Genomic DNA, 22,312 nt, shown 5'->3' with positions numbered 1-22,312 from the left:
AGGGGGCCGGTTTCAAGTTGAAGCCGGTCTTTTCTTGTAAATCCAAATAAAATAGAAAGGAGCGAATACTCGTGGAAGAAGTCATTTCATTCATCAGCCAAGTCGGATTCCCGATTGTTGTGACCCTCTATCTGCTCTATCGGATTGAATCCAAGCTAGATGCGGTGGTCCAATCGATATAGGAACTGCCCAACCGGATGAAGGACTAATCTATTAAAAAATATCGACAATTTGTCCTTCATCTTGTCTAATTTCTCAGCTCTGGTGGCTATAGTTCTAGTAAGCTACCCAACTTGAACAAATTCCGCGAGGTACTCCAATTGCTGCCAGGATGGTTTCTTGTAGCTGTTCCAACTCAGGTACCAATAGGAGTGCTTTTCCTTGGCCGCTAGGGGGCTGTACTTCAAGTCGTTCATTCCGAGTTTCTTCTATTATATATGCCTAAATCCTTATTCACTGAATCCAAGCGCCATCGGAGCCGACTCTGGAACCATCTATGGTTCTATTAACTGCCATTGAACCATTGGAATAGAAATAATAACATTTCCCATTAATCCACTGCCATTTACTACTCGACATTTTGTTTCCACTCTCTGTCTTATAATATAATTTTTATCTTTGGAATGCTCCCTTTGTTTTAGGGGTGCTAGACCAACCATTTTTATTTTTTAGAACCAATCTTATAAGTTAATAATAGTGCTGCAATCACTACAAAGAGGAATTCACCGAAATCGGCAATTGTAGCTGGATATTTCGTAGGATAGTAGACTTTGTATACTCCTAGAGAAATAATCATTACCCATCCAATGATTCTAATAATCCATTTCTTTTTCACTTGACTTGTCATAATTCCCACCTCCTTTTGTTTATTCATTTCTTACTAACTTCTATAACAAACTATACCAATAGTAAGAAAATATAGGTAAATAATAATGAGCCTTTTTGAGACCATTTTACTAAGACGGGTGAATAATCTAAAAAAATTTCCTAATTAGTGGCATCGCTAGAAAAAGTTAATCCCCCTATCAATAGGGGGTACATACTAAAGTCAGGAAGAGATTTTTTGACTTTTCTCACTTCTGTTGATTACTGATTCAATATACACCTCATCGCTACTGTATCATTTGCTGTTGTACCCATGTAACTTGGCATAATTTGAACATCCCACTCAGATTTAAATCGTAAAGTAGGAATGACTCTCATGATTCTGTGTAATCATCCAATTCATCCAGTACCATTCTTTTCATACCAGTATTTAAATACTGCAACTTGCTCCTCTGGCATAGGACATTCATTAAATCCTCCCATTGGAACCCAGGCAGCTACTTCCCAAGGTTTATCTGTTGGAATCTTAGCTAGAATGATTTTCTCATTAATTGCATCTTCAATAGATAGAAAAAAGTTTGTCTGTTCCTCTGCTGAAAACTCACCTGTGATATCGTAGTCTTCGTCATCTTCCATAGGCATGACCTCATCAAGCAGTCTCTTTAACAACTCTTTTACATCAATATCCTCCGCTTTCGCAATAATTGTTTCTCGATCATCGTTCGAGTATTCTTTATCCACCTCGGTATCAACTATTTCTAACATCATCTCTGAAGGGATAATAATAAGTGGTGTATATCCATCTTTTTTGCCTTCTATGAGCGCTTGATGATACTTGGTCATAACACCTTTAACATCGTTCTCCTTAATGATTGAACAGTCGCAACCCAATTTAGCAATTAATTCTTCAATATAATCTTTCTTTCCTTTACTTTTTTTGAATTTATCAAATATACCCATGTTCTTCATCTCCTAAGGGCTTTGTTATTGGATAAAGAGGATCATATTTATAAATTCAATAAAATTTAAATATTACCTTCTTAAAAATTTATCTACATTAAAAGGTGATACAGAAATTTGTATCACCTCTAATTATTTCATCTTAAAAACCGCCTCTATTTATGGTATGGTTCACCGTGGTGTATCTAAATGAGGCTTTTCCATCAAACTAATTGCTATATATTTCCATAATAATATTTTCTCAATTACTTAGTATGTTTTCCCTTTTTTGAAAGTCGATTATAGATTACTATATCTTTAAGGTGGATAAATTGACAAAAGAGGTGAACCCCCGATGAAATTAAGGGAGCACAGAAGCTTTGTTCGTTTTTGGCTTGCATCGACAACTTCAAACTTTGGCACATATATTACTACTCTGGCTCTTCAGGTATTGGTGGTTAGTAATATGGGAGGCAGTGCTGTTGATGTTGGCTGGGTTTCAGCATCTAGATGGCTTCCGTACGTACTGTTGGGATTAATAGCGGGGGTTTTGGTTGATCGTTTTCACCGAAAGACTGTACTGGTGGTAACAGATATGGGGCGTGGTATTATCTTTGCTTTTATTTGCTTATTGGCTGTCACAGGAGTACTCAGTATTGGCTGGCTAATGATCTTGCTGGTGCTCTTTGGTACCTTGTCTCTTTTTAATGATGTTGCCTACCGGTCCTTTGTGCCACAACTAGTCCCTCGTCCTTTATTAACACGTGCATATGCCCGGTTAGAACAAAGCGCAGCTGTTGCGGAAACGAGTGGTCCAGCCATTGGAGGTGGACTTGTCTCATGGATTGGTGCACCTTTTGCCCTTCTTGTAGATGCCGTATCGTATCTGTTTTCAGGCGTTTTAATGGCCTCTATTAAACATCAGCCCTCAGAAAAAGTAAGGGCTGGTCCACTTGGCCAGCAAATCAAGGAAGGTTTAAAATGGGTCTACCAACACCAATACCTTCGTACACTTGCTTTAAACACGCACGTCTGGTTTTTCTTCCATAGCATGACGATGACAGTCCTCGTATCCTTTTTTTTGATTGAGCTTGGCTTCGATGCCTCGCACCTTGGGTTTGCCCTCGCCGCTGCAGGTGTCGGTGCAGTCGCTGGAACCTCTCTATCTACTCGGGCCGGTGAGCGCTTTGGTGTCGGGCGTGCAATAGCTTTTTCTCGAATTCTCTATGCTCCAGCAGTGATTGTGATGGCTCTAGCTCCAGCAGCTAACAACTCCGACCCACTTAACATAACTCTCATTTTTGCGGTTGTAGGGCAGCTATTGTATGGCTTTGCCATGGGAATCGAGGGTCCTCTCGAAATAGGCTATCAGCAGCATGTCACGCCATCTCATCTGCAAGGTCGCATGAATGCAACGATGCGATCCATCAACCGTAGTGTGGTCGTTATCGGTGCCCCAATAGGTGGTGCCATCGCCGATGGACTAGGGTTCCTAACGGCTTTATGGATTTCTATAGCTGGCCTAGCTTTATGTGGACTATGGTTCAGTCTTTCATCGATGCGAAAAGCTCGAATAGAAGATGACGAAATCTAAAAGTGCATTAAAATAATAAGAATCTGACTGACTAATTTATAAAAATATTAAGTATAGGTTAATAAACGCCAAAAACTAACAACTTTTTTTGATAACTTGTTAGTTTTGGCTTTTGATTTTTCCAACAATAAACCTCATTTACTTATGATACGGTTCACCACACTTAATCCGAAATCATATTTTTGGTTAAGTGCCAGTGTTCACCACCCGCTTTTTGTCGAATCGTTAACATTATTTGGGGAGGCACCAAATTATAACTCGCTAAAATGTGTGGCGCAATTTCGACCATTTTCCTTGGAAGCATAGAGAGCTTGATCGGCATTTTTCAAGATAGTTGCTTCTGTATCCTTAACAGTAAATGTCGCTGCCCCAACACTCACTGTTAAACAACCTGTTTCTTTCCATTCAGCTCGTTCAACCTCTTGATTAATCCTCTGAGCCATCAATATTGCCTCATCCACACCAGTATGCGGAAGAATGATGACAAATTCTTCGCCACCGAATCGCGCCGCTATATCTTCAGGTCGCGCCTGGGTCTTTAGGATATTGGCTAATTTCGCAAGGACAATATCGCCTATTTGATGCCCATATGTATCATTCACTTTTTTGAAATGATCAATATCAATAATAAGCAGAGAGAACGTTTTTTGTTCTTTGAGGTACAATTCAATCTGCTCTTCTAGCTTTTCTTGAAAGAATCTTCTGTTCGGAATGCCTGTGAGCTTATCTGTATTCGATATTTCGACTAATCCTGAATTGATTTCCATTAATTCAATCTGTTTCTTCTCAATTTCAAGATAGATTTGTTCTAGTTTTGCAAAAGCTAGATTCTTCTCTATGTAGGCCTCTTCCATTTGTTTTTTAGTCGTACGTAATTCTAACTCATAATCAATTCGCTTCTTCATTTGAACCAAAATACAGTCAATCATTTCTTGACCATTCTGCCCAAATCGTCTAGCATTCATCAAATAAGGAACGGATTCACCATTTTGGTTTCTAAGATTAATGAATAGCTCTTCTACATGCCCATGCAAATTAATATTCGGATAAAAATAAGAATGAAAAATCAGCTTATTTCCTGTCGTTAATAACGATTCAAAATGCTTTCCTACTAAATTCTCTTGCTTGAAGCCCATCCATTCAAGAAAGGTTTTATTGACCTCGATAATAGATCCATTATGGTCAATCGATATAAACCCACAAGGTGCCTCTATTAATCTTTCATCCATAAATAATCTCCCTTTTATTCATTAATTCATTAGGTAATCTGTAATAATCTTAGTCGTTTCTAAAGGCTGACTAATATGTGGATAATGCCCTCTTGCATCTATGATTTGAAGCGTACTATTTTGTAAATGCTTATTTAAATATTCTCCTACTTCTATTGGAACAATGCTATCATTCGAGCATTGAATAATCAGTGTAGGTACCTCCACTGATGGTACGCTCGCGCGATAATCCGAGAAGAATGTTACCTCCGCGAACTCCCTCGCGATACGCGGGTTCGTTGAGACAAAGCTATTCTCTAGTTCTTGTGTTAGCTTGGGATCCTTAGATTGGTCCATAGCAAATGGCGCCATATAGCTTGCCCATCCTGCAAAATTCATCTCCATCAATGCAAGTAATTCGTTAATATCACTCTGTTCAAAGCCACCAACATATCCGTCTGTATCATTTAAATAACAAGGCGAAGGCCCAATCATAATTAATTTATCAAAGTAATCCGGCCGCTCAATTGCAGCAAGCATCCCAATCATCGAACTTATCGAATGGCCAATGAATAGGATCTGTTGGAGATCCATTTCTTCAATAATATCCAAGACATCCTGCATATACCCTTGAAGCGTGCTATATTTTTCAGATTGGTACGCCGTGATATCTGAATTGCCTGACCCTGTATAGTCAAATAAAATAATTCGATATCGCTCAGCAAATGTAGGAGCAATATATTGCCACATGCTCTGATCACAACCAAATCCATGCGCAAAAATAATTGTTTGCTCTCCCTGTCCCATCACCTTCACATTATTTCGTTTCATCACATCATTCATGAACAAATGTCTCCATTTCCTAAATATTTTCACTTATATTCCATTTTGATGGATTACGCCTTAAATATCTAGTAAAAATCAACTATTTCATTTTTCTCCAATAAATTATGCAATCGATGTTTGCACAAAGGGTACGATGCTTTGCCGCTTTGGATATGGTTTTCTATAGGAGCGTTTTCATAGTGAAAGGAAAAGTGTAAATATATTTCTTCTCTTTGGACAAACTTATTTTGTAGATTTAATCAAGGAGGAAATAAATATGGTAAACGATAGCAAACAGGAAATGGAACGTATTTGGGCTGAAACGTGTGGTTCATGGGAAAACTGCACGGAGGAAAACATTCAGTCTTTCTTAGCACAATGCCTAGAAAAGAGCATAGACCCACAATATTGTATGAGTTGGGTAGAGCAGCATGACAACCAAATTCCTAATTGGTCAGCCGTTTCGAAGGTATCTCTTGATTGGGTAAATGAACATACTTCAACTGGTTCGCCTATTATCGGACATGAACCTCAGTAACAAGGAGAGAAATACTCTCCTCTTTTTTATGCTTGAAGTTTATAGCGTTCCTGCTTTGCAATATGGCAATACCACATAAATTTTTTATTTTAAGGAAAGTATCTACAGCTTTAACAACGATCAGCGACTTTTGTTATTGTGCTAACTTGGCAGGTTAGCACAGGAAGAGGAGTAAATAAAACGATGTCGAATACATATTTATTGGTGAAATTTGAAGCATTGGAGGAAACATTTTGAAAGAATATAAGATTGAAAATAATATTCCCAGATTGGAAGAATACAAATATTTGTGTGAGTCTGTGGGATGGACCAATTATATGAATTTTGAAGTAGTGGAAACATCACTAAGGAATTCTATTCACTGCATCACAGTCAAGGATAATGAACAAATTGTGGGTATGGGGAGAATTGTTGGAGATGGGGCTATTTATTTCTATATCCAAGATATAGTGGTTCATCCAGATTATCAGAAAAATGGTATTGGAAATGAAATAATGAATCTTTTGGTTGAATACTTATATACAAATGCCCCAGATAAGGCGTTTGTTGGTTTGTTTGCATCACAAGGCAAAGAATCGTTCTATGAGAGATATGATTTTAAAGACTTCTCACCCAATATGACAGGAATGTTTACTGTAATTTCAAAAAAATAGACATAATAGATTTAAAATTAAGTTGTTTGTTAAGTGGATTTGATTTTGCTAAATTAACATATGCAAGAGTTGACAGGGAGTAGCTTTTGCAACTCTTTTTCTTGTGTCTATTAAAAAGGCTATTTTTATGATTCTAACTTTCATTTATAATTTTTTTAAGTATTGACATTCTATGCAAGGGGACTGAGATATCAAGCAAAGGAAGTGATAGGGGTGTATAACATCGAGGTAAGGAGACCAAGAATTGAGGACGCTAAAGAGATGAATCAATTTTTTAGTAAGGTTATTAAGGATACGTTTGCTGTAGAAGGCTTATCAGGAATGCAGGATGCAATAAGAGATGAAATTGAGTATAAGAATCAATACTTGAATTGGGATATTGATAGCAACGGAGAAATTCGTTTTTTTTGGATAGCTTTAGATAAAAATGATAATAAGATTATCGGTTCAATTGAATACGGTCCTGCCAGTGAATTGATTGTTAATTGCACAAATGGAGCATTAAAGGGATGTATTGAGGTTGGTACAGTATTTGTTCATCCAGATTATCAAAAACGAGGTATCGGTAATTTACTTTTGAACGTTATGTATCTAACCCTCCAGATTAAGGGAATTGAAGAATTTTGTTTAGATAGTGGATATACCAATGCACAAAAAATATGGAAGAAAAAATTTGGAGAACCTGATTACTTGCTGAAGGATTATTGGGGCGAAGGGTATAATCATATGATTTGGAAAAGGAGTACTTCTGAGACTACTATAATATTTAGGTAGCTTAACTAGGGAAATGTGGTGCATTACTTCAAGATGGGCATAGCTGCGGCGCCCCCTATCTTCTTTGTTCTTCAAAAATAGAATTGCAAAAAAGTTAGTATGGCGACAACTTTTCCCTTGTTTAGGTTCTTTAATTTTAGCGGCTAGATTTTTGGTTATATGACCTTCTTCGTGTGACCAACGAAAAATCAATTTAATGAATCGAATTCGATGAGCTAAACTTTACGAGGGGGAGTATGATGAGTAACATAATTCTTCGAAATGTGATTGAGGATGACCTTCCTATTTTTTTTATGCACCAACAGAACCGTGAAGCGAACTATATGGCTGCCTTTACGAGCATAGACCCCAGTGATTGGGATAGCTTCACTACACACTGGAACAAAATTCTTACGGATAAGGATATTATGAAGCAGACGATCATTATCGAAAATAATGTGGTTGGGCATATTTCACGTTTTGAGCAGTTCGGAGAACCAGAAGTTAGCTATTGGATTGGAAAGGAATATTGGGGCAAAGGAATCGCAACCAAAGCTTTAAGGGAATTTCTAAAACACATTACAATTCGTCCTCTTTATGCTCGTGCTGCGAAAGATAATGCCGGATCTCTTAAGGTTTTAGAGAAATGTGGATTCGTGATTACTGGTGAGGACAGTGGGTATTCTAATGCACGTGGCGAAGATGTGGAGGAGTTTATTCTCACCCTCAAATAAAGAAATCTAGAAGTTTAATGTTAATTACGTTATAGGGCGCTTTTCTTTAGTAAGAAGGCGTCTTTTTGATATGCCCCTACACATCAACGGATTAGATTTTGTTAAGGTAAAAAAAATTGTGAAGATTTACACTTAAACAAACGGTGTGCTTTAGCTCAAGAATGATCGCTGCGGCGATCTTTTTTCTTTATTCAAAGGGGCAGTTTAGTTGAAGAAGCAGTAGCTCTTCGTTGTTATAATTAAATAAGTAATTTGTTTCAATTTTTACTACCCCCCATAAAATGGATTTGCACCACTTTATGAGAGGCAGATTGTGCCAAGAAATTCATAAGGAATAGGGGGAGTAAAAAATAACAATTAACGAATTAGAGGCTTTTACGATTCTGAACAATTTGCCGCCAAAGCTTTGGTTCTATAAGGTGAAATCCTGCAATACCCGGGTTTTTGTTTACTTCAAAGATTATTGGGTTTAAATAAGTGTCTACCCCAACATCTAATCCAAATTCTCTTACAGGGTATTTGTTTGCTATTATTTCGGAAGCTTCAATCGATACATCGCTTATTTTTTCCAAAAGTTCTCTTTCCTCTTGTGGATTTAACCTAAGGTAATGTTTCAAAAGTCTCTGAATAGGTAAAATCTTTGAACCACGACGTCTATTTACGATACCATTGTTATCAAGTAGTTCAGAGTTAATGTTTGCAAGTATGCCGCCAACCTTCCACTCGCCATTGACAGATTGGACATGAACACGAATACTGAAAGGTTGTCCAGTTTTAGTTACGCTTTGAATCCCTTCCTGAATGATATAAGGGTTTAATCTCCCGAAGCTTTCAAATGGATGTAATAGTTTATGGATCTGTTCAATGGTCAGTTTTTGATTAATCGGCTTTCCCTGCATAGAATAGCCATTTAGTGAATAAAATTGGTTTTGCCCCTTAGTGATTTTAAAAACACCTCTTCCTTGGCCGGAGGTAGCGTGTTTAATGTAAATGACGTCAAATTGAGTTAAGAAAAGACGTAAATTTTTTAGTGAATATTCAGTAGTTGTTGGAATATATTTGGGGTTTAGTCTGCTAGCGTTTAATAATTTAAACTGTTCCAGTTTTCCTAATTTTTGAACCAAATTTCTCACCACCTCACAAAATATTGTCATATTATTTTATTAAAATGCTTTTTATTTGTATGGGGAGATTGGTAAATGGTTCGAAAAATTTTCATTTGAACAAACCAAACAACCGTAAGCCCCTGCATTCATGTATGGGGTGAGGTTGTTTTCTTTGAATTGTTACAGAATAAATGTTCCCTTAATAATGGGATTAGTTTTAAAATTTTGAAATAATGAAAGTTCGGAAATTTTAACTCAGAGGAAATAGCTGAAAAATTAGATTGGTACGGTGCTCGGGAGTCCTGTCGATTATTAATGTCCAAATCATTCAGTAAAACACCCATAACTCCCCATTAGAAAAACAAAAAAGCGGAAGACAACCGCACAATCTTCCGCTTTGAACCCTCAGTTTTTGATTACACCAATTACATAGCCTTCATACAGGTGTTGAATATCATTTCCCCAATTAAGACCGACACTCGACAGTAGTTCAACGTTTTCGGCTGGAAACTTCCCTGACCTCGAACCGGAACTAATCACTTCCGCTTCAATTTTATTTGGCTGCGGATCGTATCCTGCTTCCGTTTTATTGACTTTCGTAATTAACCCTTTAATAGAGTCAATTTCTACAAACATTTGCAGGCGAACCTTAGTCTTTTTTGTTTGAATTTCACGGAAAACTAGCTTTTCCTTATCGTGACCGACTGATTCACCGTAAGTATACAGCACTTTCCCGGTTTCTTTGTCCTTGATGTCAACAAAGATGTACTTGTCCGTTGTTCTCTTCGTGATTTTTACATCCTGTTTTTGATAGGGGATCTCCACATAAAGATTGTTTAGAGCCACCTGGTGAACAGTTAAACCCGGAGGATCGATATAGTTGGATACAATACCTGATTCTGATGGAGTACTGTGTTCTGGTATACTCCCAGACCTAGAATTCTTATCAGCCATTTGATTAAAGCCCAGAATAGATAGAATGATTAGTGCCGCAATAGTTACCGCACCTAAATATACTCTTTTCATCGCATTCTCCCACTTTCTTCGTTTATGGTATTTATTTGCGGCAGTATGAATGTGATCAAGCATTTGCTCTTGTTTCTCAGCTGTCAGGACGGGCTGGGGGAGCTCTTTTAACTGTTGTTGGATGACTGCGTGAATTTTATCCGACATTACATAAACCTCCCTTTATCATTTTGTAAAGCCTTAATTGCCCGGTGGTAGGTGAGCCTGACCTTCTCTTCTTTCCAGTTTAAAATCGCAGCTGTTTCCTTGATTGACAGTTCTTTTATTCCACGTAAAACAATCACATCACGATAATTTCTATTTAATTTCTGAATTGCTTGGAACAATTGCTGATTTGTCTCATTTAGTTCGAGAACCTTTTCGGGAGTTCGATCGTCAAACGGTCGTTGTTTTTCTTTTAAAAGCAGCTGTTTGATTCTTCCTCTTTGTTTTCTTCGAATTTCATCAATTGCCAAATTCCTAGCGATACTAAACAGCCAAGTTTTCGGGGTGGAGTGTTCCTGAAAGGAATCTTCATTTTTTATGGCCCTGATAAAAACCTCCTGGACCAAATCCTCTACATCAACTGAGCCCAGGTAATAAATCAAAAACTGATAGACATCATTGCTGTATTGATAAAACCAATCACTTATCCTGCTGTTGGACATTTTTCTAAACTCCCCACTTCTATAACTACTCATTAGTCGAACAACTCGCTCATTTGTTTCACTTCTTATTCATTTTAGCAAAAATAAAAATGAGGATAGCCTGACTATTCACAGTAAGAAGGAATATGTGGAAGAATGTCGAAATGGTACTATAGACAACTAGCGGCATTAGAAAGGTGGCATAAGGCAGTGGATAAATTATGGAATAACTCTTCAAAATAATATTTTGAGGAGGAAAAATAAGTGAAAATTAATTTTAATAATAGTAAAAATATAAATATAGAACCATTGGAAAAATTATATAATGATGTACAATGGTATGCTTATACAAAAGATGTAAAAGTTCTTCAACAAGCCATATCACAGTCATTAGACGTTATATCTGCTTGGGATCGAGAAGAATTAGTAGGTTTAATTCGAGTTGTTGGTGATGGATTAACCATCATTTTTATTCAAGATATTCTTGTATTAAATGCTTATCAGAATCAAGGAATTGCTACTCAACTAATGCAACAAATTCTGAAAAAGTATAGTGACGTTCGTCAAAAAGTCCTATTAACTGAAGAAGCACCTGATGTCAGGCATTTTTATGAAAAGAATGATTTTCACTCTTGCGACAAGGGTTCTACAGTAGCTTTTGCTAAGTTTAGTTAGAGGAATTCCCGTAATATGGTGGAAAACTCCACCCAGCACAACGGTTAGGAATAACAGATAGGGTATTTGAACTTAGCAATATTATTTACATGGAATAAAAAACAGCGGCAAATATTCAATTGCTGCTGTTTTTATTCGACTAAGCACCCTTTAACTCTTCATGACTGCCAATCTAGCTTAATTAGTTATTTAAATTGAAAGATTAAGACCCCGCCTATCATTGCCAATACCCCAATAAATTTATTAAGACTTAAAGAGACAGGCTCTGTACCAAACAATCCAAGTGTATTGATGATTAATGCTAAGATTAATTGTGATATCAATAAAATGGAAACTGAAAAGGCTGGTCCAACATTTGATATACCTTGCATCACGCTAAATACAATAATTACCCCAAATAAACCACCCAAGAGATAAACTTTATTCACCTCAAGCAGACTTTTGATGCCTCAATTAATTTTTTTCATTGTTCATCACCTTAACAACCATTTTTCCTATCATTAATAGTAATATGTATTAATCAATAAAGGAAAGGACATTTGTCCTTTTCTATCTATCTATTCAACGAAAAAATAACAAGTTACTTACTTTAAGTTCAGGCTGCCATAATGGTGTTTTTTTAGTATGGGCATTACTTCAATTATGAGGTAATGCCATTTTCTTCTTCAAGTAACTGGCAGGTTAGCTCAAGAAGAAACCAACAAAAATGTAAAAAAAGTTTGACATTTTTGTTGGTTAATTTATAATTTAAAATGTAAAACATATTTTACATTTTAAAGTGAGTTGATTTATATGAAAAATAGAATAAAGAAATTGAGAAAGGAGAAAAAGATGTCCCAGGAAGAACTTGCAAATTATTGTAATGTATCTCGCCAAACAATCAATGCGATTGAAAATGAAAAATATGATCCAAGTCTGAGCTTGGCATTTGAACTGGCTGACAAGTTGTGTGTTAGGGTAGATGAACTTTTTCTAAAAGAATAGGAGGATCTTTTATGAAAAAAAGTACAAAGCTAATCTGTGGTATATTCTTATTTTTGGTGACATTGTTTCTTGTAACGATGTATATCACAGATTATATGAATGGACTTAAAATAGGAATATCGGATGTCGTGGTATTTGTATTATTACTATCTTCTTGGTTACATTTTTTTACGTGGGGTTCTGACCCAAAAGTCCAAAAAGATGAACTTGGAAAAAATATATCCAATACAAGTGCAAAATTAAGTTACTTCATATTAACAGGAAGTCTCTTTATGCTATGGGTCATTGATAGAATTACCTTCGTACGAAAGAATGAATATGGAAATGTTTCTTTGTTTATAGCACTTTGTCTTGCAATGATGCTATTCCCAATCATTCAGTTCTTCATATCCAGAAAGTATAAATAGTCTTTATTATGGATGCTTTGATCCAAGAAGGATTAAGGCACATTTTTGATGAATTCCTTATTGAGCAAAGGGCAGGTTAGTGGGAGGAAGGAAACTTTTTCCTTTATATGTAGTATAAAGGGTAACAAAAAATAATTATGTTTTGGGAGGCGTAAAGATGGATTACGGATTAATGGTTATTGGTATAGCGCTTTTACTTGTGTCGTACTTAGTAAGATTAAAGGGAGTTGTACCCTCATGCAACGGATAAAATTTATGATTAAAATGTTCCTGAATGAACCTTTGTGGTTCAAAATACTAATTTCTATAACTTTCCTTGCTTCAATTATTTTAAGCAGTTCATTTTTTTCAAATCATCCTTATTTACGAAGTTGTTCCAAATTAGCTGCGGCTATCTTCTTTTGTGCTTACGCTATTAAATTTAGGGGGAACTTTAAAACGGCTTTACTCTTCTATGCTTGTTCTGTAATATGTATTTTCCTATCTATTAGGTCATTATTTTAGTTTTATAATAGATTGAAATAAAGTTGATCGGCACGAAGAAGAGGAACGAAACGAAATTGTTTTAAAAAAGAGTAGAGCATTAATTAATAAGTCTATGGATTAGGGGTGACTGGATTTAGGTCTGTTTCAGTATTGACACTTCCTATCCATTATCATTATCGATTTTCCACTAACGGCTGCGATACTTCAATAATGAAGATCGCTTTTTTCTTCTTCAAGTAACGGGAGTTTAGTTAAAGAATATTCCCGAAGAAAAAGCACCCTTCTTACAAAGGATGCATGCATTTAAGTGATCTATTGATAGGATACCGCCCTTTTTTGTAAAGCCTTCCATGATGGGATAAATATTTCTTTCTTTACTGGATAACTTTTTTTTCCAGAAAGAGGGTCGTTTAAATAAACACTTTGTTCATTATATCCAACCAAAACAACCGCATGTAAATCAAGGGGAGTTCTTATTGTTTCATCTTGATGCTTCCATTCTTCCCACCTATCTGGAAGCCGATAATCTCCTGTAGTCCAAACTATGACAGGTTGTCCATTATTTATTTGATTCAAAACCGCATCAAACGATTTCCCAGTCAAATTAAGACTTCTGCCAGGAAGATATTTCTGCATTAAATCTATGATAGGTTTGTCAAAAACAGCATAGCCTGCGTTCCTCCCGCTCATATCCCCAACAAATCCTTGATCAGGATCTCCCCAACTCAAAATATTACCTTTTTTGTCTCTTTTAATCGGATCATTGTCTTTCTTTATTTCTTTTGCCAATTGTAATTTATCCACTTTCTTTCCGGCAAACTGCAATACCATTGTTAGACTGGCTATTTCACAACCATATTTTAATTCTGGATTTTGTTTAACTAACGGCACATTCAATAAAATTTTTGATTTTCTCTGCAAAGTTTGATTTTCAGGACTACTTGTCTTTCGTTTGTGGTTCTGCTGTATTGGAGCACTGCTAATGTTTTCACCTTTTTGATAGATCACATTTTGTTGTTTATTCGCTTTTTCGGTTGAAGGTATTGAAGAATCATCTGCTGAACAACCAATAAGAAAAAATGTACTAAAGCATGGAATAATCCATTTCAATCGAAAACACCACCTTTTTATTTCTCATATATAATTATTTGAAAAAGTTAAGGTATTTATAAATGGTAAATAAAAACGTGAATAAAGGACCATCCAAATTTTAGTGCCTTTTACCTTAATGTATTTTCCTTATCTAAAAAACGTACAAGTCTCAAAAAAATTATGTTGAAGATGAGTTGCGGCGGCAGCTCTTTTTTGTTGATCAACTAAAAAAGCAGGTTAGTTGAAAATTGTGTTTATCTTTTCTTCAATAATTCCATTAAATTGACCAACTGTTTTGGGCTAAGTTCGCCCTGTATATAAGAACATTACCATAAAATAGTGCATACGATAATTTGTATAAATCTGTGAAGGGATTGAATTAGATGTCCTATTCTCCTTGGATGTATCCATACCCATTTCAACCTAATGTTTATTGTACTAATGTCCCAATGTATAATAATTATATAAGACAGCCTGCTTACTGGAATATTTATGATGGCGCAAGAAATAAGGTAAAAGATTATGGGCGGAAACCATTTGCAGTCAATATTAATGAGGCCGCGAAGCATAACAATACCTATCGTACCGCTTTGTGGACAGGAAATCATTTGCAAGTTACATTGATGAGTCTTAATGTTGGTGAAGACATCGGTTTAGAAATTCACCCAAACATTGACCAATTCTTACGGATTGAAAAAGGTCAAGGAGTTGTGCAAATGGGCAAGAGAAAAGATAATTTAAACTTTGTTCAAAAAGTTTATGATGATTATGCCATTATGATACCTGCTGGCACCTGGCATAATCTAACCAATACAGGTAATATCCCTTTAAAACTTTATTCTATATATGCTCCTCCGCAACACCCATCTGGTACGGTTCATTTAACTAAAGCGCAGGCTTTAGCGGCGGAATAATAGAATTAATTCTAATTAATACCTTCCTTTACGAATGGAGGCTATACTCAAAGAAGAGTAGAGCCTTTTTGTTGTTCCACTAACGGGCAGTTGGCGTTCTCCAAGATGGAATCCCATAATGAACAAAACCTGTAATTGGTTGCTGAATATATGGAATTAAGTGATTATGATTGGGAAAATGATGATTGGGATAATGATGATTGGAATAATGATGATTGGAATGGTAGCTAGAAGGAGTGTGACTTAGCGTTTTATGATTATATTGAGCAATACAAGCTTCAGGATGTCCCGGCATTGGACCAGTTGTAATATGATGAGTCAATTCTCACACCTCTTAAAATTAGTTTTACTTTATATTATGAGTAACAATTAACTTTGTTTGTATTATCAAATAAATTCTCAAAAAAATAAACGAATTCATCATATTGATGGAGTTTATCATGACTGCCAATCATGCTTAATTAGTTATTTGAATTGAAAAATTAAGACCCCGCCTATCATTACCAATACCCCAATTTCAACTAACTCGTTAATTACTCTATTAAGATGTCGATAGCTTGTACCTAAAACTTGAGCAATTTCCACTAAATTTGATGTCTTAATTTCGTCTACAAAGGGACCGTTAGTATTGGTCAGCATCGACAATAAATAACTCGCAAACCTGTTTTCTACCCTAGTTAGAAGGTTGAGGCTTGAAGTGTTTTTAGATGATGATAATCTATAGGCAAGGTGATGGACTATATACTGAAGAAAAGTCGGATTGTTATAATAGTGTTCATAAAGTAAGTTGAAAAGGAAATGACATTTGTCCTTTTCTATCCATTTAAAAAAGAGGGTTCTAAAGAATTTTTAGAATCCCTCTAAATGTCATTAGTAAACCCAGAAGTAATTAGTATCCTCCAGCCATGAAGGATGCTCCAACAATAATTAATAGGATGAAGAGAACGACGATTAAAGCAAAAGGATTACGTTCCCGATGTTCGTGTTCGAATTCCATAGTATATCACCACCTTTTTTAAGTGTTCCTTATAAAATAGCTTGTCCAAAAAACTACCAGTGACGAAAAGGATGCCTGTGTTCAACAACCACATTCCTTCTAATAGGTTTAACAATGTGTCGTGGTACATCTATTACATTTAGGCGATTTTCAAAAATTACTGGTTGGATAATTGGAATTTCACGGCGAAGGAATTCATTACGAACCACGCGCTTAGGAGGACGAACGATTGGTCTGGTGTGATAAAACATTCTATAACACCTCCTTTAAGTTTATATATTAGTTAATGTTGCGAAGACTCACTTTGAAACGGACAAGCATCATTATTTTTATAAAAACAACAAAATTAATTAAAAAGATATTATGTTGCAATACGAAGAAAATGTGACATTCCTAAAAACGGAAAATTTTCCAATTATCGTTTCAAAGTCAATTCAGAGAGGGGGTTGCCAGGGTTAACAAGCCTGAAGCTAAGCTAAATGCTTTGCGGCTGGATTTTTTTGAATAGTAATACAATTTTTGTGGTTGAAGAAGGAAATTAACATTAAATCCCGAATATCTAATGTAATCGAAAAACAAAAAATTTAAAGAAAGACAGGTGTTGGTTACGATGATAAAAGGTTTCGGTGGAATATTTTGGAGAACTAAGAATCTTGATGTTATAAAAAAGTGGTACAGCGAAGTGTTGAAGATTGAAATAAACAATTGGAATGGGACTATTATCAAACCCCATTCAGAAAATGAGACGATCTTTTCTTTCTTTACTGAAGATGACAGCTATTTCCCAACAGAACAACAAGTGATGTTAAATTTTCAAGTACATGATCTAAACGAGACTATTAAGCATCTTGAACAAATTGGTGTACCTCTTGCTAAGGAAAAAGAGGTTGGTGAGTTTGGAAAGTTTGCTTGGATTGAAGATCCTGAAGGACGACTGATCGAGCTTTGGGAGAAATAGTGAGTTGTCATTTATTTGCTATTGAGCAATCCGAGTGCTTTATTTTTAGATCAGGCTGCCATATTGGCGGCTTTTTTTATCTAACAAAATGCGTCCTTGAATAAAAAAAGGAATTTCACTTTATCTGTCGAATATTAGCGGAAAAGGAGATGGATGATTCAAATTTTCCCCTTCAACTAAATTATTCACGGGCAAGTAAGGTTGAATAAGAAAACCTGATAAAGAGTCACAGGACAAGGCTCTCCTACTAAGCTCACCAACGTCTTTCAAAGCCTTACCTATCTGTATGAAGAAGGAAGCACACCCTAGTGCACATTCACCTTCTATTGCGATGCAATAAAAAATTGCATTTAGGCAACCCTAATCATATAAAAAAATGGGAGTGGTTGCTATGAATAAGAAAGTGCTAATGTTAGTCACGCTATTTTTCTTAACTGCTGGAAATGCTTCTGCTGCTAAAGTTACAGCAGTAGGAGGAGAGAAATATGAAGTGAAGGACCAAGCTACAAAGATGTTTATATATGATACAATGCAGGTATGGATGCATCATAGCTTAGTGGATTATTATCATAATAAATATCAAGCAGACTCCATAAGTTGGGGAGAGCCTAAACCAGAAGGAATACGTATTTGGATAAGGCAGCTTGGACCAAGTGAAAACGACAGAATATACACCCATCTTATAAAAATCTCTTTACAACGTGATGAAGTGATTATTAATGATAAGAAAAAAATAAAAACAGTAGATACATTTACATACGTGGTTAATGCACGCTTACTTTCGCTTTGTCCTGAATCAGGTAAGTCTGAAAAGGAATTTAAATTAATCAATTCTTATCATAAAGTGCGACCATAGATGATTGACTTTTATTTATTAAAGTTATAGACGAAAGCTAACTTAGATTGGGGTCAATATGCTTTTAATGTTTGTGCAGAGAACCCTTCAATTCGAAGTATTAAGTAAAAACTTTATGGGGAAGTATACAAATTGGGCAGAGAAAAGTTTATAGGTAAGCACCCTACAAGTGCTTACCTATTAAAACCTCATCCAGAGAAATGATTCTATGCTTTAACTCTTTATTCGAATCTAAAACACCTATAACAATTTGATTTTCTTCTGTTATTGTCGCATATCTGAAATGTTCATCCCCATTAATGAGTAAGGTTGTTTCCTGTTTTGCCTCCATCCTCGGAAAGACACTTTCTATGTACTCAAGTGGTAGAAAATCATCTAATCCTTCTATTGGTCTACCAACCCATTTAAATAGGAAATCTTTGAGTGTAAATTGCTCAATCATAGTTAATTTTTTCTTGAATTGCAGTTTATCCACGGTTACTGATTTCAACTTAATCACTCCTCAAATAGTAAGTAAAGTTTATACTTTCATATTCTTAACATCAACTGTATTACGGTGACAGAATAATTACATTTTGATTTCGGGTTAAGGTTAAATTTATTAAGATGATCATGAAATATGAATGAATTACCAATTACTGCTGTTCGAAAAACAGTAATTATATGAGGAGATGATCTTTTGATTAATCTATTGGAAAACATATTCCAAGTATCGGCAATACTACTACTCCTATGTTCCTTCTATTATTATCGTCATTTTAAAAAAATAAAGAGAGAAAGAAAATTAACCTTATTTGAATTTTTAATTTATGTCATAACGCAAGTTGCAATTTATCTTTGTGCAGCTAGTTATCTACTTCTGTTTCTGGATAGGAATTTTGGCTAGAAATTATTAGAACAAACAGGGCTTTACTTGAAGAAGATAAATTTAGGACCTAAATGTATGGTGACAATAAAGCGGTTAGAAGGACTATGGGATTTAACAGAAGAAGGCAGGAGAAGCGAAGTTTTAAATAAAGGTAAATTAAAAACCATATTAAGATATAGTGTACTAAAGTAATAAATTAAATTTAATTCTTGTTTGTTTAATGAGACAATTTTAATATTATACGAACTAATTATGAAAGTGGACAACTCAATTTGTCCACTTTCATTATGAGCATTTTACTTTTTGCCTTATGAAAAGGAAAGGTATTCTTAAAATTCAATTACAATTTCTTCTTCTCCTTTTGGAACCTCGAATCCATTTAGGAAGGAAGTTAATATTTCCTCTGTTATTGGAAAAGCAGCATTTGCATCAAACCGGTTACTTCTTATCTTTAGACGTTCACGCAAATCATTAGGATTAACTTTCAAATAAATAAGACGCCATTTACCTCCAGCAGTTTCAATTAGCTGCTTATATTCAACCCTTTCAGACTGTCTCCAAAAACTAGAGTCAACCACTACTTGTTGCTTATTAAGAATGAACTTTACTAGTTTATCACGCAATTTTAAATGTGCTTTATCCAAATACTCCCTATATTTTTCAATTGGATAATCTATTCCGTATCGACCATTAGTAGACCAGACTTCTTCATCTATAGAAAGACGTACAAACCCCGCCTTTTCTAACTTTTGTGAGAAGGTAGTTTTTCCAGAACCCGCCATTCCACACGTCATTACAACTAAAGGGTTTAAGTCATCTCTTTCACGATTAAGTTTTTCTAAGACAGTTTTTTCAAGCACCCATATTCCCCCCATTTAATAATCCATCCCCATAATTATAATAGGTATTCTGTGCTCTCTTATAAGATTTAACTATCCCGCTTCTTTTCTTCATGTTTATATAAAAAGTGATATAATCAAGTAATTTAAAGCAAAAGGTCGTGATAATTTATGTCTATTTTAAAAGCAATAAAAAATTTATTTTCAAGAAAACAACAATCGGGAACCTATATGGAATTTCCCCTTAAATGTGTTGGAGCATTACAAAAAGACGCCCTCTTATTAAAGAAAAGCTCCTTTTTCTTGAATAACTAATGATTTAATGGTTGGTATATTGAAGGATCAAAGAGTTGAAGACTAGATTTAATCAAATTATTTTATTCATAATAAATGACATTCTTCCATTTATTATTTGCTGTGGGCTTTTTAACTGAAAACTGTTCACTGATTCCGAAAAATCAATTTTTAAGTCCTCGTCGTCAAAGAAAATGATCTCTGATTTCTCCAACAATACAGGACGATCGTTAGTCTCAAATAGAATGTCTTGGGTTTCATCTCTGGATGGGACAAAAAACAAAGTAGGTACTCCTGCCCCGCAGGCAAGCCCTTCCATTACGTTTCGAATTTTAAGATATCCCTTTTGATCCCCGATTTTTTTGTTCAGTTCTTCTGATGCCCTTTCTGTAATGGTCATTGCCATTTGACACACTCCCTCTATTGTTTTTACTAGTGAGTTAAAATTCAGATAATAAAGGCAGCATAACCGCCGCCTTAATTTTAAAAGACCATTTTATTTGAAAGGTCTAAAATGCATTACTACATCTTTTGATCAATCAGATTATTTCGAAGAAACCTTACCTTGAATTTCTATTTTAACATCTGCTTTTTTCAATAAATTTCCGACTTCGCATCCTTTATCTGCAGCTTCAGTTGCTCTTTGTGCGGATTGAATTTGTTCTTCTGTTGCATCAGCAGATAAAACGATATGCGGATAGTGAGTAATTTTAAACTCATTATCAGATATATTTGCCTCAGAATTTACTGTTAGTTCTACAACAGGTAGTTTTCTACTTTCAAGCACAAACGTAAGTGTTGCTGTATAACAAGTAGTTACAGAAGATACGAGAACCTCTTTTGGATTTGCTCCGTTACCACTGCCTCCCAAAGATGTTGGAATAGCAATTTTTGTATCAAGATTCTCTGTTTTAAGTGTTCCATTCCCTGTTACCCCTCCATTCCAAACAGCATTCACATTAATTTTCATATCAGCCATCGTTAACACTCCTTAAAATAAAATTTTATTTATGTTACCAATACACGAATGTTTTTATTCTATGGGTGCCCAAAACAATTCGTGGAAAGATAAGAAAAACAATTTCTTTCTAGTACCTACCGGTTGGTACAACATTTACCCTAACATGTCCATTAAAGAGTTGGCAAATAAAAAGTTTCCTTCTTAAAAAAATGTACTATTGACAAATAACAATTCACGTTCTTAATTTTGAGTGATAAATGAAGTAATTAAAAAACAACTTTCTACTTCTCCTGAGGTTAAGACTCTAGAAATTAGTAACCAAATCTAGGTAGTCAGGATAATGTTTCCATTCAGAACAAAAGTGAAACGAACAATTTTATTGATATCTAATAGTAGATAGTGTTATCATAAATGTACCGAACGGTTGGTAAAAACATTCATGTTTTTTTATTTAATTAAGGTTAAACTAAACATAAAAGTTTAAAAGGAGTTTTGAAAATGCCGACAAATCTTTATGAAAAAGAAAACATTCAAAATCTAGCTCAATTAAAGGATTTAGCACCTGAACAGTTCAAAGCATTTAATGATTTTAATGCTGCTGTTTTTAAAGATGGAGCGCTATCAAAAAAAGATAAAGAAATCATTGCTGTTGCAATTACCCATGTAACGCAATGTCCTTATTGTATTGATGCTCATACAAAAGCTGCAAAAAAAGCAGGTGCAACATTAGAAGAATTAGCTGAAGCTGTATTTGTCACTACTGCAGTCGAAGCAGGTGGTACGGTTACCCATAGTACACATGTACACAATGCAAAAGACAAAGAAGCATCAGATGTACTTTATGCACGTTCTAATTTAAAAAACATAGGCCAATCTGGCAAATTTGCACCAGATAGTTTTAAAGGCTATCAAGCATTTAGTACAGCAGCCACAAAAGCAGGAAACCTAAGTACTAAATTTAAAGAAATTATTTCCGTTGCAGTTGCGAACGCTACTCAATGTCCTTATTGTATTGATGTTCATACCAAAAATGCAGACAAGCAAGGTGCAACGAGTGAAGAACTTGCGGAAGCCATCATGGTAGCTTCCGCAGTACGTGCTGGCGGATCCTATGCTCATATGGCGAATATGATTCAAAGTTATCAAGATTGAGG

At 35.3% G+C, this 22,312-nt stretch carries 30 protein-coding genes; 13 read left to right on the top strand and 17 right to left on the bottom strand.

The annotated features are described in order from the left end of the window. Nucleotides 1-71 precede the first annotated feature (71 nt). Nucleotides 72-182, top strand: coding sequence for a YvrJ family protein (locus BANVL01_RS22780; protein WP_066093083.1), 111 nt, complete (start codon nt 72-74; stop codon nt 180-182). Between the two features lie 271 nt (nt 183-453). Here the strand turns inward: BANVL01_RS22780 and BANVL01_RS28390 are convergent, their stop codons facing one another. The 3 genes from BANVL01_RS28390 to BANVL01_RS22770 all read right to left on the bottom strand — a co-directional run bounded on the left by BANVL01_RS28390 (nt 454) and on the right by BANVL01_RS22770 (nt 1,785). Further along, nucleotides 454-579: a hypothetical protein gene (locus BANVL01_RS28390; RefSeq protein ID WP_235845715.1), complete on the bottom strand. Its 126-nt coding sequence runs from the start codon at nt 577-579 to the stop codon at nt 454-456. Between the two features lie 82 nt (nt 580-661). Beyond that, entirely contained in the window at nt 662-847 is a 186-nt protein-coding gene (locus BANVL01_RS22775) for a hypothetical protein (protein ID WP_066093086.1), read from the bottom strand. Nucleotides 848-1,224: 377 nt separating this feature from the next. Continuing rightward, on the bottom strand, nt 1,225-1,785 hold the full coding sequence (locus BANVL01_RS22770) for a DUF4253 domain-containing protein (protein WP_066093088.1): 561 nt from the start codon (nt 1,783-1,785) through the stop codon (nt 1,225-1,227). 334 nt (nt 1,786-2,119) lie between these two features. On the opposite strand from BANVL01_RS22770, the gene BANVL01_RS22765 reads away from it, so the two are divergent. After that, nucleotides 2,120-3,358 carry an MFS transporter gene (locus tag BANVL01_RS22765; protein ID WP_066093091.1) on the top strand — a complete coding sequence of 413 codons (1,239 nt, stop codon included), beginning with the start codon at nt 2,120-2,122 and terminating at the stop codon, nt 3,356-3,358. A 251-nt stretch (nt 3,359-3,609) separates the two neighbouring features. On the opposite strand, the gene BANVL01_RS22760 is transcribed toward BANVL01_RS22765, so the two are convergent. Then, complete coding sequence (locus BANVL01_RS22760; protein ID WP_066093094.1) at nt 3,610-4,587, bottom strand: sensor domain-containing diguanylate cyclase; 978 nt, start codon at nt 4,585-4,587, stop codon at nt 3,610-3,612. A gap of 21 nt (nt 4,588-4,608) precedes the next feature. Next, nucleotides 4,609-5,409 carry an alpha/beta fold hydrolase gene (locus BANVL01_RS22755; protein ID WP_066093096.1) on the bottom strand — a complete coding sequence of 267 codons (801 nt, stop codon included), beginning with the start codon at nt 5,407-5,409 and terminating at the stop codon, nt 4,609-4,611. Nucleotides 5,410-5,668: 259 nt separating this feature from the next. Here BANVL01_RS22755 and BANVL01_RS22750 point away from each other — a divergent pair, with 259 nt between their 5' ends. From BANVL01_RS22750 to BANVL01_RS22735, 4 genes are all read left to right on the top strand, one after another. Continuing rightward, nucleotides 5,669-5,929 (top strand): hypothetical protein, encoded by a 261-nt coding sequence (locus BANVL01_RS22750; protein ID WP_066093099.1) that lies wholly within the window; start codon nt 5,669-5,671, stop codon nt 5,927-5,929. Between the two features lie 233 nt (nt 5,930-6,162). Next, a complete protein-coding gene (locus BANVL01_RS22745) occupies nt 6,163-6,582 on the top strand; it encodes a GNAT family N-acetyltransferase (protein ID WP_066093102.1) in 420 nt (139 codons plus the stop codon). Between the two features lie 213 nt (nt 6,583-6,795). Further along, nucleotides 6,796-7,356, top strand: a complete 561-nt coding sequence (locus BANVL01_RS22740) for a GNAT family N-acetyltransferase (RefSeq protein ID WP_066093105.1) — start codon at nt 6,796-6,798, stop codon at nt 7,354-7,356. Between the two features lie 239 nt (nt 7,357-7,595). Continuing rightward, nucleotides 7,596-8,069 (top strand): GNAT family N-acetyltransferase, encoded by a 474-nt coding sequence (locus BANVL01_RS22735; protein WP_066093108.1) that lies wholly within the window; start codon nt 7,596-7,598, stop codon nt 8,067-8,069. A gap of 365 nt (nt 8,070-8,434) precedes the next feature. Here the strand turns inward: BANVL01_RS22735 and BANVL01_RS22730 are convergent, their stop codons facing one another. From BANVL01_RS22730 to BANVL01_RS22720, 3 genes are all read right to left on the bottom strand, one after another. Further along, nucleotides 8,435-9,193 (bottom strand): YheC/YheD family protein, encoded by a 759-nt coding sequence (locus tag BANVL01_RS22730; RefSeq protein WP_066093111.1) that lies wholly within the window; start codon nt 9,191-9,193, stop codon nt 8,435-8,437. Between the two features lie 387 nt (nt 9,194-9,580). Continuing rightward, nucleotides 9,581-10,348 (bottom strand): hypothetical protein, encoded by a 768-nt coding sequence (locus BANVL01_RS22725; RefSeq protein WP_066093113.1) that lies wholly within the window; start codon nt 10,346-10,348, stop codon nt 9,581-9,583. Then, a complete protein-coding gene (locus BANVL01_RS22720; protein ID WP_066093116.1) occupies nt 10,348-10,848 on the bottom strand; it encodes an RNA polymerase sigma factor in 501 nt (166 codons plus the stop codon). The genes BANVL01_RS22725 and BANVL01_RS22720 overlap by 1 nt, the downstream gene beginning before the upstream one ends. A gap of 243 nt (nt 10,849-11,091) precedes the next feature. Here BANVL01_RS22720 and BANVL01_RS22715 point away from each other — a divergent pair, with 243 nt between their 5' ends. Then, the gene (locus BANVL01_RS22715; RefSeq protein WP_066093119.1) at nt 11,092-11,502 is read left to right on the top strand and encodes a GNAT family N-acetyltransferase; all 411 of its coding nucleotides are present in this window, start codon (nt 11,092-11,094) and stop codon (nt 11,500-11,502) included. 185 nt (nt 11,503-11,687) lie between these two features. Here the strand turns inward: BANVL01_RS22715 and BANVL01_RS22710 are convergent, their stop codons facing one another. After that, complete coding sequence (locus BANVL01_RS22710; RefSeq protein ID WP_305781550.1) at nt 11,688-11,939, bottom strand: DMT family transporter; 252 nt, start codon at nt 11,937-11,939, stop codon at nt 11,688-11,690. 355 nt (nt 11,940-12,294) lie between these two features. Between BANVL01_RS22710 and BANVL01_RS22705 the strand changes: the two genes are divergently transcribed. Then, nucleotides 12,295-12,486: a helix-turn-helix transcriptional regulator gene (locus tag BANVL01_RS22705; RefSeq protein WP_066093125.1), complete on the top strand. Its 192-nt coding sequence runs from the start codon at nt 12,295-12,297 to the stop codon at nt 12,484-12,486. Nucleotides 12,487-12,497: 11 nt separating this feature from the next. Continuing rightward, entirely contained in the window at nt 12,498-12,893 is a 396-nt protein-coding gene (locus BANVL01_RS22700; RefSeq protein WP_066093128.1) for a hypothetical protein, read from the top strand. Between the two features lie 798 nt (nt 12,894-13,691). On the opposite strand, the gene BANVL01_RS22695 is transcribed toward BANVL01_RS22700, so the two are convergent. After that, a complete protein-coding gene (locus tag BANVL01_RS22695) occupies nt 13,692-14,489 on the bottom strand; it encodes a C39 family peptidase (RefSeq protein ID WP_066093131.1) in 798 nt (265 codons plus the stop codon). 365 nt (nt 14,490-14,854) lie between these two features. Between BANVL01_RS22695 and BANVL01_RS22690 the strand changes: the two genes are divergently transcribed. Further along, nucleotides 14,855-15,385 carry a cupin domain-containing protein gene (locus BANVL01_RS22690; protein ID WP_066093134.1) on the top strand — a complete coding sequence of 177 codons (531 nt, stop codon included), beginning with the start codon at nt 14,855-14,857 and terminating at the stop codon, nt 15,383-15,385. Between the two features lie 79 nt (nt 15,386-15,464). On the opposite strand, the gene BANVL01_RS27515 is transcribed toward BANVL01_RS22690, so the two are convergent. The 3 genes from BANVL01_RS27515 to BANVL01_RS22685 form a co-directional block, all read right to left on the bottom strand. Further along, nucleotides 15,465-15,707, bottom strand: a complete 243-nt coding sequence (locus tag BANVL01_RS27515; protein WP_156482390.1) for a hypothetical protein — start codon at nt 15,705-15,707, stop codon at nt 15,465-15,467. A 567-nt stretch (nt 15,708-16,274) separates the two neighbouring features. Continuing rightward, nucleotides 16,275-16,382: a YjcZ family sporulation protein gene (locus BANVL01_RS26980; protein ID WP_082805105.1), complete on the bottom strand. Its 108-nt coding sequence runs from the start codon at nt 16,380-16,382 to the stop codon at nt 16,275-16,277. Nucleotides 16,383-16,435: 53 nt separating this feature from the next. Further along, nucleotides 16,436-16,633, bottom strand: coding sequence for a spore coat protein D (locus tag BANVL01_RS22685; RefSeq protein WP_066093137.1), 198 nt, complete (start codon nt 16,631-16,633; stop codon nt 16,436-16,438). 359 nt (nt 16,634-16,992) lie between these two features. Here BANVL01_RS22685 and BANVL01_RS22680 point away from each other — a divergent pair, with 359 nt between their 5' ends. Further along, on the top strand, nt 16,993-17,340 hold the full coding sequence (locus BANVL01_RS22680; protein ID WP_066093140.1) for a VOC family protein: 348 nt from the start codon (nt 16,993-16,995) through the stop codon (nt 17,338-17,340). 391 nt (nt 17,341-17,731) lie between these two features. After that, a complete protein-coding gene (locus tag BANVL01_RS22675) occupies nt 17,732-18,196 on the top strand; it encodes a hypothetical protein (RefSeq protein WP_066093144.1) in 465 nt (154 codons plus the stop codon). A gap of 163 nt (nt 18,197-18,359) precedes the next feature. Here BANVL01_RS22675 and BANVL01_RS22670 read toward each other — a convergent pair whose 3' ends face one another. The 4 genes from BANVL01_RS22670 to BANVL01_RS22650 form a co-directional block, all read right to left on the bottom strand. Continuing rightward, complete coding sequence (locus BANVL01_RS22670) at nt 18,360-18,686, bottom strand: hypothetical protein (RefSeq protein ID WP_066093147.1); 327 nt, start codon at nt 18,684-18,686, stop codon at nt 18,360-18,362. Nucleotides 18,687-19,393: 707 nt separating this feature from the next. Further along, nucleotides 19,394-19,924 (bottom strand): P-loop nucleotide/nucleoside kinase family protein, encoded by a 531-nt coding sequence (locus tag BANVL01_RS22660; RefSeq protein ID WP_235845712.1) that lies wholly within the window; start codon nt 19,922-19,924, stop codon nt 19,394-19,396. Nucleotides 19,925-20,270: 346 nt separating this feature from the next. Next, complete coding sequence (locus BANVL01_RS22655) at nt 20,271-20,603, bottom strand: iron-sulfur cluster biosynthesis family protein (protein WP_066093158.1); 333 nt, start codon at nt 20,601-20,603, stop codon at nt 20,271-20,273. 138 nt (nt 20,604-20,741) lie between these two features. Further along, complete coding sequence (locus BANVL01_RS22650) at nt 20,742-21,176, bottom strand: OsmC family protein (protein WP_066093161.1); 435 nt, start codon at nt 21,174-21,176, stop codon at nt 20,742-20,744. A 480-nt stretch (nt 21,177-21,656) separates the two neighbouring features. Here BANVL01_RS22650 and BANVL01_RS22645 point away from each other — a divergent pair, with 480 nt between their 5' ends. Further along, nucleotides 21,657-22,310, top strand: a complete 654-nt coding sequence (locus BANVL01_RS22645) for a carboxymuconolactone decarboxylase family protein (protein WP_066093164.1) — start codon at nt 21,657-21,659, stop codon at nt 22,308-22,310. The last annotated feature ends 2 nt before the right edge of the window (nt 22,311-22,312 follow it).

The sequence above is a fragment of the Neobacillus novalis NBRC 102450 genome (assembly GCF_001591805.1).
Classification (GTDB): Bacteria; Bacillota; Bacilli; order Bacillales; family Cytobacillaceae; genus Neobacillus; species Neobacillus novalis.
The sequence above is the reverse complement of the archived record's forward strand: the minus strand, read 5'-3'. Positions and strand labels throughout refer to the sequence as shown.

What these genes read in the sequence shown, in the direction of transcription:
- BANVL01_RS22680 (WP_066093140.1), top strand. Translation starts at nt 16,993, where the DNA reads ATGATAAAAGGTTTCGGTGGAATATTTTGGAGAACTAAGAATCTTGAT.
- BANVL01_RS22650 (WP_066093161.1), bottom strand. Translation starts at nt 21,176, where the DNA reads ATGGCTGATATGAAAATTAATGTGAATGCTGTTTGGAATGGAGGGGTA.
- BANVL01_RS22725 (WP_066093113.1), bottom strand. Translation starts at nt 10,348, where the DNA reads ATGTCGGATAAAATTCACGCAGTCATCCAACAACAGTTAAAAGAGCTC.
- BANVL01_RS22675 (WP_066093144.1), top strand. Translation starts at nt 17,732, where the DNA reads ATGAATAAGAAAGTGCTAATGTTAGTCACGCTATTTTTCTTAACTGCT.
- BANVL01_RS22690 (WP_066093134.1), top strand. Translation starts at nt 14,855, where the DNA reads ATGTCCTATTCTCCTTGGATGTATCCATACCCATTTCAACCTAATGTT.
- BANVL01_RS22705 (WP_066093125.1), top strand. Translation starts at nt 12,295, where the DNA reads ATGAAAAATAGAATAAAGAAATTGAGAAAGGAGAAAAAGATGTCCCAG.
- BANVL01_RS22775 (WP_066093086.1), bottom strand. Translation starts at nt 847, where the DNA reads ATGACAAGTCAAGTGAAAAAGAAATGGATTATTAGAATCATTGGATGG.
- BANVL01_RS22765 (WP_066093091.1), top strand. Translation starts at nt 2,120, where the DNA reads ATGAAATTAAGGGAGCACAGAAGCTTTGTTCGTTTTTGGCTTGCATCG.
- BANVL01_RS22750 (WP_066093099.1), top strand. Translation starts at nt 5,669, where the DNA reads ATGGTAAACGATAGCAAACAGGAAATGGAACGTATTTGGGCTGAAACG.
- BANVL01_RS22685 (WP_066093137.1), bottom strand. Translation starts at nt 16,633, where the DNA reads ATGTTTTATCACACCAGACCAATCGTTCGTCCTCCTAAGCGCGTGGTT.
- BANVL01_RS22735 (WP_066093108.1), top strand. Translation starts at nt 7,596, where the DNA reads ATGAGTAACATAATTCTTCGAAATGTGATTGAGGATGACCTTCCTATT.
- BANVL01_RS22720 (WP_066093116.1), bottom strand. Translation starts at nt 10,848, where the DNA reads ATGTCCAACAGCAGGATAAGTGATTGGTTTTATCAATACAGCAATGAT.
- BANVL01_RS22755 (WP_066093096.1), bottom strand. Translation starts at nt 5,409, where the DNA reads ATGAATGATGTGATGAAACGAAATAATGTGAAGGTGATGGGACAGGGA.
- BANVL01_RS22700 (WP_066093128.1), top strand. Translation starts at nt 12,498, where the DNA reads ATGAAAAAAAGTACAAAGCTAATCTGTGGTATATTCTTATTTTTGGTG.
- BANVL01_RS28390 (WP_235845715.1), bottom strand. Translation starts at nt 579, where the DNA reads ATGTCGAGTAGTAAATGGCAGTGGATTAATGGGAAATGTTATTATTTC.
- BANVL01_RS22645 (WP_066093164.1), top strand. Translation starts at nt 21,657, where the DNA reads ATGCCGACAAATCTTTATGAAAAAGAAAACATTCAAAATCTAGCTCAA.
- BANVL01_RS22760 (WP_066093094.1), bottom strand. Translation starts at nt 4,587, where the DNA reads ATGGATGAAAGATTAATAGAGGCACCTTGTGGGTTTATATCGATTGAC.
- BANVL01_RS26980 (WP_082805105.1), bottom strand. Translation starts at nt 16,382, where the DNA reads ATGGAATTCGAACACGAACATCGGGAACGTAATCCTTTTGCTTTAATC.
- BANVL01_RS22655 (WP_066093158.1), bottom strand. Translation starts at nt 20,603, where the DNA reads ATGGCAATGACCATTACAGAAAGGGCATCAGAAGAACTGAACAAAAAA.
- BANVL01_RS22770 (WP_066093088.1), bottom strand. Translation starts at nt 1,785, where the DNA reads ATGGGTATATTTGATAAATTCAAAAAAAGTAAAGGAAAGAAAGATTAT.